This window comes from Amycolatopsis sp. DSM 110486, assembly GCF_019468465.1.
In the GTDB taxonomy this organism is placed as follows: domain Bacteria; phylum Actinomycetota; class Actinomycetes; order Mycobacteriales; family Pseudonocardiaceae; genus Amycolatopsis.
This window is the reverse complement of sequence record NZ_CP080519.1, coordinates 2,085,778-2,099,007: the sequence shown is the minus strand read 5'-3', so window position 1 is coordinate 2,099,007 and position 13,230 is coordinate 2,085,778. Positions and strand designations below refer to the sequence as shown.

Annotated in this window: 15 protein-coding genes; 6 read left to right on the top strand and 9 right to left on the bottom strand. The window is 70.7% G+C overall.

Annotated features, from left to right (window positions below; translation table 11 throughout):
• Window positions 1-39 precede the first annotated feature (39 nt).
• Entirely contained in the window at window positions 40-1,572 is a 1,533-nt protein-coding gene (locus tag K1T34_RS10140; RefSeq protein WP_255638430.1) for an FAD-dependent monooxygenase, read from the top strand.
• Window positions 1,573-1,585: 13 nt separating this feature from the next.
• Here K1T34_RS10140 and K1T34_RS10135 read toward each other — a convergent pair whose 3' ends face one another.
• The 4 genes from K1T34_RS10135 to rsgA form a co-directional block, all read right to left on the bottom strand.
• Window positions 1,586-2,356 carry a hypothetical protein gene (locus K1T34_RS10135; RefSeq protein ID WP_220244026.1) on the bottom strand — a complete coding sequence of 257 codons (771 nt, stop codon included), beginning with the start codon at window positions 2,354-2,356 and terminating at the stop codon, window positions 1,586-1,588.
• Window positions 2,357-2,506: 150 nt separating this feature from the next.
• The gene (locus K1T34_RS10130) at window positions 2,507-3,394 is read right to left on the bottom strand and encodes a hypothetical protein (protein WP_220244025.1); all 888 of its coding nucleotides are present in this window, start codon (window positions 3,392-3,394) and stop codon (window positions 2,507-2,509) included.
• A gap of 162 nt (window positions 3,395-3,556) precedes the next feature.
• Window positions 3,557-4,768, bottom strand: coding sequence for a cytochrome P450 (locus tag K1T34_RS10125; RefSeq protein ID WP_255638429.1), 1,212 nt, complete (start codon window positions 4,766-4,768; stop codon window positions 3,557-3,559).
• Between the two features lie 101 nt (window positions 4,769-4,869).
• Window positions 4,870-5,880 carry a ribosome small subunit-dependent GTPase A gene (gene rsgA, locus K1T34_RS10120; RefSeq protein ID WP_220244024.1) on the bottom strand — a complete coding sequence of 337 codons (1,011 nt, stop codon included), beginning with the start codon at window positions 5,878-5,880 and terminating at the stop codon, window positions 4,870-4,872.
• A gap of 112 nt (window positions 5,881-5,992) precedes the next feature.
• On the opposite strand from rsgA, the gene K1T34_RS10115 reads away from it, so the two are divergent.
• Entirely contained in the window at window positions 5,993-6,748 is a 756-nt protein-coding gene (locus K1T34_RS10115; protein ID WP_220244023.1) for an SOS response-associated peptidase, read from the top strand.
• Window positions 6,745-7,353 (top strand): alpha/beta family hydrolase, encoded by a 609-nt coding sequence (locus K1T34_RS10110; RefSeq protein ID WP_220244022.1) that lies wholly within the window; start codon window positions 6,745-6,747, stop codon window positions 7,351-7,353. The genes K1T34_RS10115 and K1T34_RS10110 overlap by 4 nt, the downstream gene beginning before the upstream one ends.
• A 4-nt stretch (window positions 7,354-7,357) precedes the next feature.
• On the opposite strand, the gene K1T34_RS10105 is transcribed toward K1T34_RS10110, so the two are convergent.
• The 3 genes from K1T34_RS10105 to ybaK all read right to left on the bottom strand — a co-directional run bounded on the left by K1T34_RS10105 (window position 7,358) and on the right by ybaK (window position 8,890).
• Window positions 7,358-7,720: a cytotoxic translational repressor of toxin-antitoxin stability system gene (locus tag K1T34_RS10105; RefSeq protein WP_255638428.1), complete on the bottom strand. Its 363-nt coding sequence runs from the start codon at window positions 7,718-7,720 to the stop codon at window positions 7,358-7,360.
• 62 nt (window positions 7,721-7,782) lie between these two features.
• Window positions 7,783-8,202 carry a prevent-host-death protein gene (locus K1T34_RS10100; RefSeq protein WP_220244020.1) on the bottom strand — a complete coding sequence of 140 codons (420 nt, stop codon included), beginning with the start codon at window positions 8,200-8,202 and terminating at the stop codon, window positions 7,783-7,785.
• Between the two features lie 211 nt (window positions 8,203-8,413).
• Window positions 8,414-8,890: a Cys-tRNA(Pro) deacylase gene (gene ybaK / locus K1T34_RS10095; protein ID WP_220244019.1), complete on the bottom strand. Its 477-nt coding sequence runs from the start codon at window positions 8,888-8,890 to the stop codon at window positions 8,414-8,416.
• 189 nt (window positions 8,891-9,079) lie between these two features.
• Here ybaK and K1T34_RS10090 point away from each other — a divergent pair, with 189 nt between their 5' ends.
• Window positions 9,080-9,706: a sigma-70 family RNA polymerase sigma factor gene (locus K1T34_RS10090; protein ID WP_220244018.1), complete on the top strand. Its 627-nt coding sequence runs from the start codon at window positions 9,080-9,082 to the stop codon at window positions 9,704-9,706.
• Window positions 9,703-10,029, top strand: a complete 327-nt coding sequence (rsrA, locus tag K1T34_RS10085) for a mycothiol system anti-sigma-R factor (protein WP_220244017.1) — start codon at window positions 9,703-9,705, stop codon at window positions 10,027-10,029. Before K1T34_RS10090 ends, rsrA begins: the two co-directional genes overlap by 4 nt.
• An 88-nt stretch (window positions 10,030-10,117) precedes the next feature.
• On the opposite strand, the gene K1T34_RS54655 is transcribed toward rsrA, so the two are convergent.
• Window positions 10,118-10,192 carry a 50S ribosomal protein bL37 gene (locus K1T34_RS54655; protein WP_098515123.1) on the bottom strand — a complete coding sequence of 25 codons (75 nt, stop codon included), beginning with the start codon at window positions 10,190-10,192 and terminating at the stop codon, window positions 10,118-10,120.
• A 198-nt stretch (window positions 10,193-10,390) separates the two neighbouring features.
• Here K1T34_RS54655 and K1T34_RS10080 point away from each other — a divergent pair, with 198 nt between their 5' ends.
• Entirely contained in the window at window positions 10,391-11,911 is a 1,521-nt protein-coding gene (locus K1T34_RS10080; RefSeq protein ID WP_220244016.1) for a sensor histidine kinase, read from the top strand.
• Here the strand turns inward: K1T34_RS10080 and K1T34_RS10075 are convergent.
• A complete protein-coding gene (locus K1T34_RS10075; protein WP_220244015.1) occupies window positions 11,908-13,122 on the bottom strand; it encodes an erythromycin esterase family protein in 1,215 nt (404 codons plus the stop codon). The genes K1T34_RS10080 and K1T34_RS10075 overlap by 4 nt on opposite strands.
• Window positions 13,123-13,230: the final 108 nt, after the last annotated feature.

Here is a 13,230-nt window from a genome sequence, read left to right as displayed (position 1 = left end):
AGCTTGACACGAACAACGTTCGTAAGTAGAACATTGTTCGTGTCTGACGAACGCGTAGACGTGACCGTGGTCGGCGCCGGGCCGGTGGGCCTCGTGCTCGCCGCCGAGCTGGCCTTGTCCGGAGCAAAAGTGCAGGTACTGGAGCGGCTGACCGAGCCGGACGAGGCGGTGAAGGCCGGCGCGATCAACGTGCCGACGGCCGAGGCCCTCGACCGCCGCGGCCTGCTGCCGGCGGCCGAGCAGGTGCAGCGGGAGCTGCTGGGGCAGGTGGGGTCGTTCGCGCGCCTGGTCGAGAAACGGGAAGGCCCGCGGTTCACCGGCCATTTCGCGGGCATGGTGCTCGACGCCGACCTCGTCGACTGGTCCGATCCCGACCTCGCCGCCCACACCGCCGTCGACGGTGCGCGGTTGGTGCCGCAGCGCGAGCTGGAGGCGCTGCTGGCCGAGCACGTCGCGCGGCTCGGCGTGCCGGTGCGGCGCGGGGTGGAGGTCACGTCGCTCGAAGACACCGGCGCCGGCGTGCTCGTCGGAACCACGGCCGGCCCGGTGCGCACGGCGTGGCTGGTCGGCTGCGATGGCGGGCACAGCGCCGTCCGCCGCCTCGCCGGCATCGACTTTCCCGGCACCGCCCCCGAGCTCACCGGGCGCCTGGCCGTCGCCGACATCGCCGACCCGGAGAAGCTCGCCGACAGCTGGGCCTGGTCGGCCGCGGGCGCCTATCGCTGCGGCCCGCAGCCCGGCCGCGTGACCACCGTCGAGTTCGACGGCGGCCCCGCCGACCGCACGGTGCCCGTCACCCTGGAGGAGGTGCAGAGCAGCCTGCGCCGCGTCTCCGGCACCGACGTCACCCTCACCGCCCTGCGCGGCACCGCCACCCGCTGGACCGACAACACCCGCCAGGCCGCCACCTACCGCTCCGGCCGCGTCTTCCTGGCCGGCGACGCCGCCCACGTCCACCCGCCCTTCGGCGGCCAGGGCCTCAACCTCGGCGTCGGCGACGCGATGAACCTGGGCTGGAAACTGGCCGCCGTCATCGCCGGCTGGGCTCCCGACGGCCTGTTGACCACCTACGACGCCGAACGCCGTCCCCTCGGCACCTGGGTCCTGGACTGGACGCGCGCCCAGATCGGCGTCCTGCGCGGCGACCCCAAGTCGGCCGCGCTGCGCACCGTCGTCGCAGACCTGCTCGCCACCCCCGACGGCGCCACCCACGTCGTCAAGAAGATCTCCGGCGTCACCCAGCGCCTCGACCTGCCCGGCGACCACCCGCTGATCGGCCGCTACGCCCCGGACGTGTGGCTGTCCGACGGCTCCCGCCTCGCCGACCACACCCACTCGGGCGGGTTCGTCCTGCTCGACCGCACTCCCGACGGCGCTTTCGCGGCTCTCGCCGCCCCGTGGTCCACCCGCGTCACCGTCGTCCCCGACGCCCCCACGACCCCGACCGGCCTCCTGCTCCGCCCGGACGGCGTCGTCGCCTGGGCCACGGTCACCCCCGACCCCGCCGATCTCGCGACGGTCCTGCACCAGTGGGCCGGCGCGCCCTCACCCGAACCCGCGCAGGTGGGCTGAACCACCGCCTGCGTCAGCCACCGATGAGCGTGCCGATCTGGTCGGCTGCCGGGGCCGTGACGTTCACCGGCGAGCCCCACGCCGAGTAGCGCGCTGTGATGCGGGCGCTGCCCTGGCCGCCTGAGCCGCGCAGGATGGGCGACAGGTCGAGGACCAGCTGCAGGGGCCGGTTGTCCTCGTCGAGCCACAGGTCGAGGGGGACCTTCGTGCCACCGAGCTGCGCGTCGGCCGGGAGGCCCGCGGGCAGCTCGGCGCCGAGGTGGGCCAAGTCGACGTCGACGCGGTAGTGGGAGGCGTCGGTGCCGTCGAGGGTGGTCGCGTCGCTGGCAGTGAGGGTGCCCGCGGTGCGGACCTGTTCGAGCGTGCGCGCGGGGTCGTTCTGCTCGGCGAGCTGTGCGAGGCTGCCGCCGAGGACCTGGGAGAATGGGTCGCTGCCGTCGGGCGAGACCTTCACCCAGGGTTTGCGGCCGGTCACCTGGTCGAGGGCGCTCGGGCGGACCTTCGCGTACAGCGTCTGCGCGACCAGGCGCAGCTCCAGCGGCTCGCCGACGTAGTCCGTGGTCATCTGCAGCGCCGTCCCGCCGGGGCCGAACACGGCCTCACCCTGACCGTGGGACACGAGCGCACCCGCGGCGACATCGGTGGTGAACTTCGCGGAGTGACCGGCGTTCGTCGCCGCGACGGCCGCGTCGGCCAGGGCACGCGCGTCGGAGAACCGCTCGGGCGAAGCCGAACACCCGCCGATCACGAGCAGCGCGGCGCACGCCAAAGCCGTCCTGCGCATCCGGAAAACCCCGTCCTGACCGGCGGAAAGAGACCCTACAAAAGCACAGACGGCTCCGAAGACCCGTTCGGGGGAAGTGGAATTACCCGTAGTAGCGCGAAGGGCGCCCCGACGGTTGTCGAGGCGCCCTTCGGGTCAAGCAGCGAGCGGTCAGCCGCCCATGTGCTTCGCGATCTCGCCCAGGTCCGCGACCTGGTCGGCCGGCGGCGCGGTGACCTCGACCGGAGCGCCCCAATCGCTGTACTTGACGACGATCTTGCCGGAGCCCGCGGCCGAGGCCGGCACGCCCATCGCCTTCATCATTTCGCTCTCGTCCATCGTGATCTGGAGCGGGAGCTGGTCCTTGTTGACCCAGAGCTCGGCCGGCATCTTGATGTCCTTGCCCTTGAGCAATTCCTTGACCTGGGCCTGGGACTCGGCCGGAACACTGGCCAGCATCTTGTCGATCGACTTGGCGATGTCGATCTCGAACTTGTAGTGGTTCACCGGCTGGCCGTCCAGCGTGGTCTGGTCGGAGCTGACGATCCGGCCGGCCTCGCTGATCTGGTCGAGGATCTTCGTCGGGTCACTCTGCTCGGAAGCCTGCGACATGCTCCCGGCGAGGGCCTTCGAAATCGGGTCGTTCGCGTCGGGCGAGATCTTGACCCACGGCTTGTCGGTGCCCATCTGCGAGGCCTCAGACGCCGGGAGTTTCATGTACATCGTCTTGTCGATGAGCCGGATCTCGCTCTGCTCACCGTCGGTGGTCATCGTCATCGACATCTTCAAGTTGGCCGGGTCGTAGGACATGAGTCCCTCGGCGGTCACGTTCTTTCCGCCGACCGACATGGTCATCGACATCTTCGACGACTTCGACTTCGCGGTGCCCTGCTTGGACGCCTTCGCCAGCTCAAGCACGTTCGCGAACGGCGAGGCGATCCCCGAGGAGGCCTTGTCGCCCGCCGGCGCCGCGGTCCCGTTCTCAGACTTCGAACCACAGCCGGTCAGCACGAGCGCCAGCGCGGCACCCGCGGCGACGACGAAAGTGGTTTTGCGCATGCAATCCCCCTAGGAAGGTCATTACTCCACCCGCAGTATCGCTGGATCGGGGCAACAGTTACGCCCTTTCGATCACGATTTGGGTAATCAATCACCCGTTGTGTCGTCCACCTGCGGAGTAATCATGGGACGCACGGTGACCGTCGCCGGTTCCCGCTGAAGTCATCGGGTCGCGACGGGAAGCTCCTCGAGTCCGCGCATCAGTGTCGAGAACCGCCACCGCGCCGGATCGGCACCGTCGGCGAGCCGAAGCGCCGGGAACCGTTCGATGAGCGCGCCGAGCGCGATCGCTCCCTCCAACCGGGCGAGCGGCGCGCCGAGACAGTGGTGGATGCCGTGCCCGAACGCCAGGTGCCCACCGACCGGTCGGGTCACGTCGAGCTCATCGGGATCCGCGAACCGCTCGCCGTCGCGGTTCGCGGAAAGCAGCGACACGGAGAGGAACTCGTTCGCCGGGATCTCGATGCCACCGACCGTGATCGGGGCGGTGGTGAACCGCGTGGTTGCGATGTGGACCGGTCCGTCGTAGCGCAGGAGCTCCTCGATGGCGTTCGGCACGAGCGACGGGTCGGCCCGCAGTGCCGCGAGCTGCGCGGGGGCACGCAGCAGCGCGAGCGTGCCGTTGGCGATGAGGCTGACCGTGGTGTCGTGCCCCGCGATCACGAGCAGCTCGGCCATGGTGACGAGCTCCTGCTCCGACAGGCGGTCGCCGCTGTCGGTCACGGCGACCAGGTCGGACAGCAGGTCTTCGGCCGGCTCGGCCCGCTTGGCTGTGACGAGGTCACGCAGGTAGGCCAGGAACAGCTCGGACGCCTCGACGAGCCGCTGGTCACCGGCCGACGTGATCACCTCGACCCAGGAGCCGAACTTCTCGCGGTCGGTTTCGGGCACGCCCAGCAGCTCGCAGATGACGATCATCGGCAGCGGCGCTGCGAAGCTCGCGACCAGGTCGACCCGATCCTGTCCGGCCATCGCGTCGAGCAGCTCGGCGGTCACGCTCTCGATCCGCGGCCGCAGGCGCGCGATCGCGCGGGTCGTGAACACCTTCGCGACGAGCCGCCGCAGCCGTGTGTGGTCCGGCGGGTCGCTGTTGAGCATGTGGTCTTCGAGCAGCCGGAAGGCGGGGGACAGCATCGCGAACGACGGGCCGTGCCGCTCGGCGATGATCTGGGCGCGCCTGCCCTCGTCCTTGTGGACGTCCGGGCTGGTCAGGACCTGCTTGACGTCCTCGTACCTGGTGACGAGCCACGACCGCATTCCCCGCGGCGTCTGCACCAGCCGGACGGGTGCTTCGATCCGCAGCTTCGCTTCGATCTCGTGGGGATTCTGGACGTACTCGATGTCGAGGGGGTAGGCCTCGGGGTCGGTCGGCACGGGCGGCGGCTCCTTGTGGTGGGGATTCCCACCCCATCGGCTCCGCGCGCGGTTGCCAACCTCCGGCCGCCGTCAGCGCCCGTTTTTCCCGTGATCAAGAGTCACTCCGCGCCACCCGCGCGTGAAACGAGCAGCCGACGCAGCGACGCCAGCCGCTCGGCGCTTGCGCGACCTTCGGTGACGACGGCGTCGAGCGCGCAGTCCGGGTCCTCCGGCGGGCCGAGGTGGCCGCAGTTCGTGGGGCACTCCTCGGCGGCCTCGGCGAACTCCTCGAAGGCGTTCACGATGTCGTCGGCGGTCACGTGCGCCAGCCCGAACGACCGCACGCCCGGCGTGTCGATCACCCAGCCGCGGCCCGCGAGGGGCAGCGGCAGCGCGACGGCCGCCACGGACGTGTGGCGTCCCTTGCCGACGGAGCTGACGACGCCCGTGGCGAGCTCGGCGTCGGGCACCAGGCGGTTGACCAGCGTGGACTTGCCGACGCCGGAGTGCCCGACCAACGCGGACACGCGCCCTTCGAGGCGCTCGGCCAGGCCTTCGGGCTTCTCGTCGTGGCGCGTGACGATGGCCGGCACGTCGAGGCCCGCGTAGCTCGCGAGCAGCTCGTCGGGGCTGGCCAGGTCGGCTTTCGTGAGGCAGAGGACGGGCTCGAGCCCGCCCGCGTAGCAGGCGACCAGACAGCGGTCGATGAACCCGGTCCGCGGCGGGGGATCGGCGAGCGACGTGACGATCAGCAGCTGGGCGGCGTTCGCGACGACCACGCGCTCGTACGGGTCGGTGTCGTCGGCGGTCCGGCGCAGCACGCTGGTGCGCTCGTCGACGCGGACGATGCGTGCGAGCGTGTCCTGCAGGCCCGAGACGTCGCCGACCAGGGCGACCATGTCCCCGACGACCACGGAGACGCGCCCCATCTCGCGGGCGCGCATGGCCGTGACCACGCGTTCGGGGTCGGCGTCCACGGCGCACGTCCAGCGGCCGCGGTCCTTGCCGATCACCATGGCGGTGACGGCATCGGCGTGCTCGGGCCGGCGTTTGGTCCGGGGCCTGGTGCCCTTGCCGGGGCGAACCCGCACGTCGGATTCGTCCAGCTTGCTCCAGTCGCCTCTCGCCAAACCGCCCACCGTCCTCCCGCTCGTCCTGCCTGGTCGAAATGATCCCATGCCGGTCGCGCCCGGCCCGGCCTGCGTGTAACGATGGCGTCTTGAGAGGTGCGAGGAGGCTGGCATGTGCGGCCGTTACGCGGCGACGAAGGACCCGGCGAAGCTGATCGACGAGTTCGCCGCGGTCGATTTGACCGAGGGTGCCGCGCGCGAGGACTACAACGTCGCGCCGACCAAGAACGTCGTCACCGTGGTCCAGCGCCACCCCCGCGACGCCGAGGGGCAGGTGCTCGAGGACGAGCCCGCCGAGCGGTCGCTGCGGATCATGAAGTGGGGCCTCGTGCCGTTCTGGGCGAAGGACCCCTCCGTCGGCTCGCGCATGATCAACACGCGCGCGGAGACGGCGGCTGAAAAGCCGGCCTTCAAACGCGCTTTGAAGTCGCGTCGCTGCCTGGTCCCGGCCGACGGCTGGTTCGAATGGCGCCGCACGGGCAAGGAGAAGGAGCCGTTCTACATGACGGATCCTTCCGGCTCGTCGCTCGCGTTCGGCGGGATCTGGGAGAGCTGGCGCCCGAAGGACGGCTCGTCGGACGAGCAGCCCTTGATCACGTTCTCCATCATCACGACCGACGCCGAGGGCCAGCTGCGGGGCATCCACGACCGCATGCCGCTGATCGTCCCGGGCGAGCACTGGGACGGCTGGCTCGACCCGGACCAGTCCTCCGTGGACGGTCTGCTCGTGCCCACGCCGCCGGACTTCGTCGAGTCGCTCGAGCTGCGCCCGATTTCCACGCTGGTCAACAACGTCCGCAACAACGGCCCCCAGCTGCTCACGCGCGCCGAGCCCGCCGCCTCGGAAACCCTGTTCGACGCGCCATGACCACCCTCGAGATCGACACTCCCCACGGCCCCGCGCGCGCCGAGCTCCACTGCGCCAAGGACGGCGCCGCCGTGCTCCTGCTCGGTCACGGCGCGGGTGGCGGCATCGGGGCCAAGGACCTGGTGGCGGTCGCGCGGGCCGCGAAGGCCGCCGGGGTGCACGTGGCTTTGGTGGAGCAGCCGTACCGGGTGGCGGGGCGCCGGGCGCCCGCACCGGCGAATCAGCTGGACACGGCTTGGCTGGCTGTGGCGGACGAGTTGTCGGCGCACTTCGACGACCTGCCGTTGGTCTTCGGCGGCCGTTCCTCGGGCGCGCGGGTTGCCTGCCGGACAGCTTCGGCCGGCCAGGCTGTGGCGGTGTTGTGCCTGGCGTTTCCCGAGCACCCGCCCGGCCGGCCGGAAAAGACGCGGCAACCGGAGCTCGATGCGGTGGAAGTGCCGACCCTGGTGGTGCAGGGCGAGCGCGACCCGTTCGGCCGCCCTTCGGCGGGGCCGCACCACGAGGTGGTGATGGTCTCGGGGGACCACACCTTGTCGGCCGACTTGGACGCGGTGTCGCGCGCGGCGGCGGAGTGGTTGGGGCGGGTGCTGAGGCCGCACCTCTGAGTGGTCAGGCGCCCTCGGTCCAGAACTGGTTGACGCGCGCGATCGCTTCCTCGCGGCTCATCGCGGCGACCTCGGCGTCGGGGATGCCGACCTGGTGGATCAGCGTGTGCACGACTTGTGCCGGCACGCCGGCCTCGGCCACCGGACGCGCGATGGATCGTTCCGGGACCACATCGTCCTGCACGCACGCCCAGAAATCGGCTTCGGTCACGCAGAGCTGGTCACGCAGGATCGCGCGCCACATCTGCGGTCCGTAGGTCGACCGGTTCGGCGGGCGGGAAATCCTCGTCCGCAGCACGCGCCCGTCGGGCAGGTGCAGCTCGTAGGTCACGTGGTGCGTGACGGAGCGCCCCCGCGCATCCCGCACCAGTTGCCATCCCTCGGCTCGGCAGAACGCGTCGTGATCGGCCCGGGTCGGTGCCGGCCACGTCATCGGCTGCTGTTCACCAGCCAAGCCTGCAGGTCCACGTCGCTGCTGAGCTCGATCAGCTGGACCAGACCCCAGTTGTCCCGGTGGTTCGGCGCGTCGCGCAGGTGGTCCTGCCAATCGTCCGCGTACTCCCGCAGCGCCCCCACCATGTCGGCGACGGCGTCGTCGAAGGTCTCGGCATCGGCCGCCACCGGAAGCCCGGGGATGAACACCGACCACCCGCCGGCCTCGGACACCACCTCGGCGCGCGAGGGGACAACGGACGCCAGGAAGTGTCGCAGGCGCTCCACGTCCACGACCGCCACCGTGTCGTTGTCGCGGCGCATCGTGGCCACGCGACCCTGTCCGGCGGCGTCGAAGAGGCTCTTCAGGTTCTTGCGGGCTTCACTCGAGCTTTCGTAGTGGACCGAGGTGCTCACTTCCGCTCCCTCCCGAGCCGCGTGGTGAATCGACGGCGCGCGTCAGCCGCAGCTCGCCTTGGGGGACCAGTATGCGGAGGTACCTCAAGTACGTCAAGTACATCAGGTACCTGGAGTACTGGCGACTTCGTCGCGGCAGGACTTCGGCCGCGTCTGCGGGTAGTTGTCCACACGCTTCCCCCAGTTGTGGACAGCTAGGCGTGCACAGTGCTCAGCCGGCGATCGAAGCCACCACAGCCCCCGTCAACCGCACCAGGTCCCCAGGCGCCAGCTCCACCTCGAGCCCCCGCCGCCCGGCCGAGCAGTAGACCGTCGCGAACCCCGAAGCCGACTCGTCCACCACCACCGGCAGACGGCTCCGGTGCCCCAGGGGCGAAATCCCCCCGAGCACATACCCGGTTGCCCGCTGGGCAGCTGCCGGATCCGCCATCCGCGCCTTCTTGCCTCCGGCCGCGGCGGCCAGCGCCTTGAGGTCCAGAGACCCCGTGACCGGCACCACGCCCACCGTCAGCTTGCCGTCGACGTCCGCCACCAGTGTCTTGAAGACGCGCGCCGCCTCCAGGCCCAGGGCCTCGACCGCCTCCAGGCCGTACGACTCGGCCCGCGGGTCGTGGTCGTACGAGTGCAGCGTGTGCGCCACCTTGTGTTTCGTGAGCAGCGCCGTCGCCGGTGTTCCCTTGCCCGCCATGGGATCGGAGTCTACGAAGGCGTCGGGAATGGACGCCCGCCACGTTCTGTTGAAAGAAACGTGACCACGACGCTTACCACTGCCCGCCCTCGTAGGCGCAGCACCGAGCAGGGCCTTCCGAGCCCCCGCGTAAACTCGGCGTTGCCGTATGCGCAGAAGCGCATCGACGCCGAACGGGAAGGGAACGGTTTGCCGAGCACCCCGAACACCGCGCCGGAGACGGCGGCCGACGAGCTGGAGCTGGCGGAGCGCTTCGAACGCGACGCGATGCCCCTGCTCGATCAGCTGTACTCGGCCGCGATGCGGATGACGCGGAACCCCTCCGACGCCGAGGACCTGGTCCAGGAGACCTACCTCAAGGCATACGCGGCGTTCGCCTCCTTCAAGGCCGGCACGAACCTCAAGGCGTGGATGTACCGCATCCTCACCAACACCTACATCAACGGCTACCGCAAGCGTCAGCGGCAGCCGGTGCAGCAGCCCACCGAGGAGATCACCGACTGGCAGATCGCCAAGGCGGAGAGTCACACCTCCAGCGGGCTGCGCTCGGCCGAGGTCGAGGCGATGGACAACCTCCCCGACGCCGACGTGAAGCAGGCGCTGCAGAAGCTGCCCGAAGAGTTCCGGCTGGCCGTCTACCTGGCGGACGTCGAGGGCTTCGCGTACAAGGAGATCGCCGAGATCATGGACACGCCCATCGGCACCGTGATGTCCCGTCTGCACCGCGGTCGCGCCCAGCTGCGCGACCTGCTGGCCGACGTCGCGCGCGAGCGCGGCTTCATCCGCGGTGACCGCGAGGAGGTGGCGAAGCGATGAGCACGGGTGACGCGCCGGGGACCGAGGACAAGGTCCGCTGCGAAGAGGCGCTTTCGGAGATCTACCTGCTCCTCGACAAGGAGTGCAGCCCCCTGCGCGACGCCGAGCTGCGCCGCCACATCGAGGACTGCCCGCCGTGCCTCGAGGAGTACGGCATCGACGAGCAGATCAAGGAGCTGCTGCATCGCAAGTGCGGCGGTGACTTGGCGCCGGCGGAGCTGAAGAGCCGCCTGCGCGCCTCGATCCGCCAGACCGTCGCCACGCGCGGCGGCGTGACGGTCGAGCGCACCGAGATCACCGTCGAGCAGCGCACCGGCGAGTAACACCCGAGCTCACGCTTTTCCGGGATTTCCGACGACGACGGCCCCCGTACCAGTGGTGCGGGGGCCGTGTCGCGTCCGGACGCCGGAATCAGGCGTTGGGCTTCTTGCCGTGGTTCGCGCCGTTCTTCTTGCGGTCGCGACGCTTACGGGCGCGCTTCGACATGCTTCACTCCTCGTATTCACGCGGGATGGCCCGGGTGCGGGGTGCCGGAGCACCTGCCGGGCTCGGGTCAACCGCTCCAGTGTGTCATGCGTGCCCCGGCTCACCTGCGGCGCCCGTGCTGATCGGCGTCCGCTCTGGTTTGATGGGCGGATGACCGGAGGAACCGCGCACCACGCACTCGTGGTCGTCGAGTAGCTCGTGTCCACCCTTTCCGACCTGCTCGCCGAGAACACCGGTCTCCCCGGTGAGGCCGCCGACCATCTGCAGACCGTCGTCGCGGAGTGGCAGCTGCTGGCCGATCTGTCGTTCGCCGATTTCCTGCTGTGGGTCCCCGTCGCGAGGGACCTGCAGCCCGAGGGCGGCGATTTCGTGTGCGTCGCACACGCCCGGCCCACCACGGCGCCCACCGCGCACCCCGAGGATGTCGTCGGCACGCGGTTCACCGTCGCCGAGCACCCGGAGCTGGCGAAGGCCGTGCGCGAGCGGAAGATCGGCCGCGAGGAAGACCCGCACTGGTACCGCGACCTGCCGATGCGCCGCGAAGCCGTGCCGGTGAGCTTCGGCGGCGAGGTGATCGCCGTGCTCAGCCGCGAGACGAACCTGGCCGCGCCGCGCGTGCCGAGCCCGCTGGAGATCGCGTATCTGGGCAGCGCGGGCGACCTGTGCCAGATGATCGTCGACGGCACGTTCCCGCCCCCGGGCGGCAACCAGGCCGACACCCACACCAGCCCCCGCGTCGGCGACGGCCTCATCCGCCTCGACCCGAGCGGCACCGTCGTGTTCGCCAGCCCCAACGGCCTGTCCGCCTACCACCGCATGGGCCACGAGTCCGACCTGGTGGGGCAGCGGCTGGCGCCGTTGACGCGGTCGCTGATCCGCGACCCGTTCGACGCCACCGAGGTCTCGCACCGCATCATCGAGGCCCTCGACGGCAAGCCCTCCACCCGCACGGAGGCCGATTCCCGCCGCGGCGCCGTGGTGCTGTTCCGTGCGCTGCCGCTGCGCCCGTCGGGTCAGGCGGCCGGCGCGCTCGTGCTGGTCCGCGACGTCACCGAGGTCAAGCGCCGCGACCGCGCCCTGCTGTCCAAGGACGCGACGATCCGCGAGATCCACCACCGCGTGAAGAACAACCTGCAGACCGTCGCGGCGCTGCTGCGGCTGCAGTCGCGCCGCACCACGAGCGAAGAGGCCCGCCTCGCGCTCGGCGAGTCCGTGCGGCGCGTCTCGTCGATCGCGATGGTCCACGAGGCCCTGTCGATCTCCGTCGACGAGCGCGTGGACCTCGACAAGCTGCTCGACAACGTCCTGCCGATGGTCGGCGAGGTCGCCACCGCGGAGTCGCAGGTGGGGCTCACGCGCAAGGGCTCGTTCGGCATCGTCATCGCCGAGATCGCGACGCCGCTGGTCATGGTGCTCACGGAGCTCGTGCAGAACGCCATCGAGCACGCGTTCCCGCAGGGCCGCCCGGGCAAGGTCGAGATCATCGTGGAACGCTCGGCGCGCTGGCTCGACGTCCTCATCCGGGACAACGGCCGCGGCCTGCCTTCGGGCTTCTCGCTGGAACGCAGCGACGGCCTCGGCCTGCAGATCGTGCGCACGCTGGTGGAGTCGGAACTGCGCGGGTCCCTGTCGCTGCGCAAGGTGCGCACGGATTCCACCGGCGCGCGCGTGCCGGGCACCGAGGCCGCGCTGCGCATCCCCCTCTCCCGCCGGCTCTAACGCCAGTACTCGACGCGCTGCCCGTCGGTGTCGGCCACGAAGACGACCGCGTCAGCGCCGTCGATCTGGGCCGGGCTCAGCGGGAGGTGGCCGGGCAGGATCGGCTCGCCCGTGCCGGTCGACGCGGGCAGCGCGCCGCGCAGGGCTTGCGCTGGGAACAGCGCGCGACGGGTGGTGGCCGCGGCCAGCTCGCCCTGGAGCGTGCCGGGTTCCGCGTGGGGGTTGGCGTCGGCGGCGACGAAGACGTAGCGCTCGCCCAGCGTCAACGCGACGAGCGCGCCCGCGCTGCCCCACGTCGCCTCCTCCGGGCCCATCTGCAGGGTGGACGGCACGCGCTGCAGGTGCACGTTGTGCGCGAACACCAGGCTCGGCCCGCGGTCCCGCTCCTGCGAGAGCATCGCGAGCAGGTTGTCGGCCATCATCTCGGCGCGCAGGCTGAGCAGGGTCCCGAACCGATCGGGCGCGGCGAAGGCCATCGCCGCGTGGTAGCGGAGCAGACTCACGGCGGTGCGTGCGTACGCGGCGGCGAGCGCGTAGCCGGGGGGATCGGCGGGCTGGAGCACGGGCGCCGCGCGGTGGAGGGCGCTCGCGAGGTCGTCGGCGACGATGCGCAACGCGCGGGCGCGGTCGGAGCCGCCGATCGACGCGGCCGCGTCGTACATGGCCTGCTCGTTCGTCCAGTCGTCGTCTTCGCCGAGCAACGAATCCAGGTCGTGGATCGAGGCCGGACACAACGCTGTGGGCAGGTAGTCGATCACGGCGGTCAGCGCGCGCCGCGGGCTGGGCGCGGAGGTGGTCTCCGTCGGCGCGTCGAAGCCGTGGAACCGCACCTGATCCTCGGGCGCGCGGCCGGCGTTGTGCTCGCGCAGCCACTCGACGAGTTCTCGGTTGCCCGGCACGCGACCGAACCAGTGGCTGAAGCCGGTTTTCAGCACCTCGTCGAGGTCACCGGCGCCGCCGGTCACGTAGTCGTTGACGATGGACGCGGCGAAAACGTCGGTCTCCAGCGAGATCGACCGGTAGCCCCGCTCGACGAGGTGGGCGAGAAGTTCGTTGCGCAGCAAGGGAAACGCTCGGATCCCGTGCGTCGGCTCGCCGAGGGCGAGCAGCGCGGGCCGGGCCTGGGCGAGCAGCTCGTCGACGGTGCGGCCCAGGCTCGCCGCGTCGCCGATTTCGCGGCCGGCCCCGCGCAGGGTGGTGGCAGTGGACATGGAAAACCCCTTCCAGAGAAACCTGTCCTCGACCGTATCGTTGAAGAATCGAGTGAAACTTCGATGCGAACCACCTGCAGTTCAAGGCCGAAAGCCTCAAACGGAGGT

Coding starts and splice junctions, on each gene's coding strand:
- ybaK (WP_220244019.1), bottom strand. CDS start 8,890: ATGGCGGGCAAGGGAACACCGGCGACGGCGCTGCTCACGAAACACAAG.
- rsrA (WP_220244017.1), top strand. CDS start 9,703: ATGAGCACGGGTGACGCGCCGGGGACCGAGGACAAGGTCCGCTGCGAA.
- K1T34_RS10075 (WP_220244015.1), bottom strand. CDS start 13,122: ATGTCCACTGCCACCACCCTGCGCGGGGCCGGCCGCGAAATCGGCGAC.
- K1T34_RS10110 (WP_220244022.1), top strand. CDS start 6,745: ATGACCACCCTCGAGATCGACACTCCCCACGGCCCCGCGCGCGCCGAG.
- K1T34_RS10135 (WP_220244026.1), bottom strand. CDS start 2,356: ATGCGCAGGACGGCTTTGGCGTGCGCCGCGCTGCTCGTGATCGGCGGG.
- K1T34_RS10130 (WP_220244025.1), bottom strand. CDS start 3,394: ATGCGCAAAACCACTTTCGTCGTCGCCGCGGGTGCCGCGCTGGCGCTC.
- K1T34_RS10115 (WP_220244023.1), top strand. CDS start 5,993: ATGTGCGGCCGTTACGCGGCGACGAAGGACCCGGCGAAGCTGATCGAC.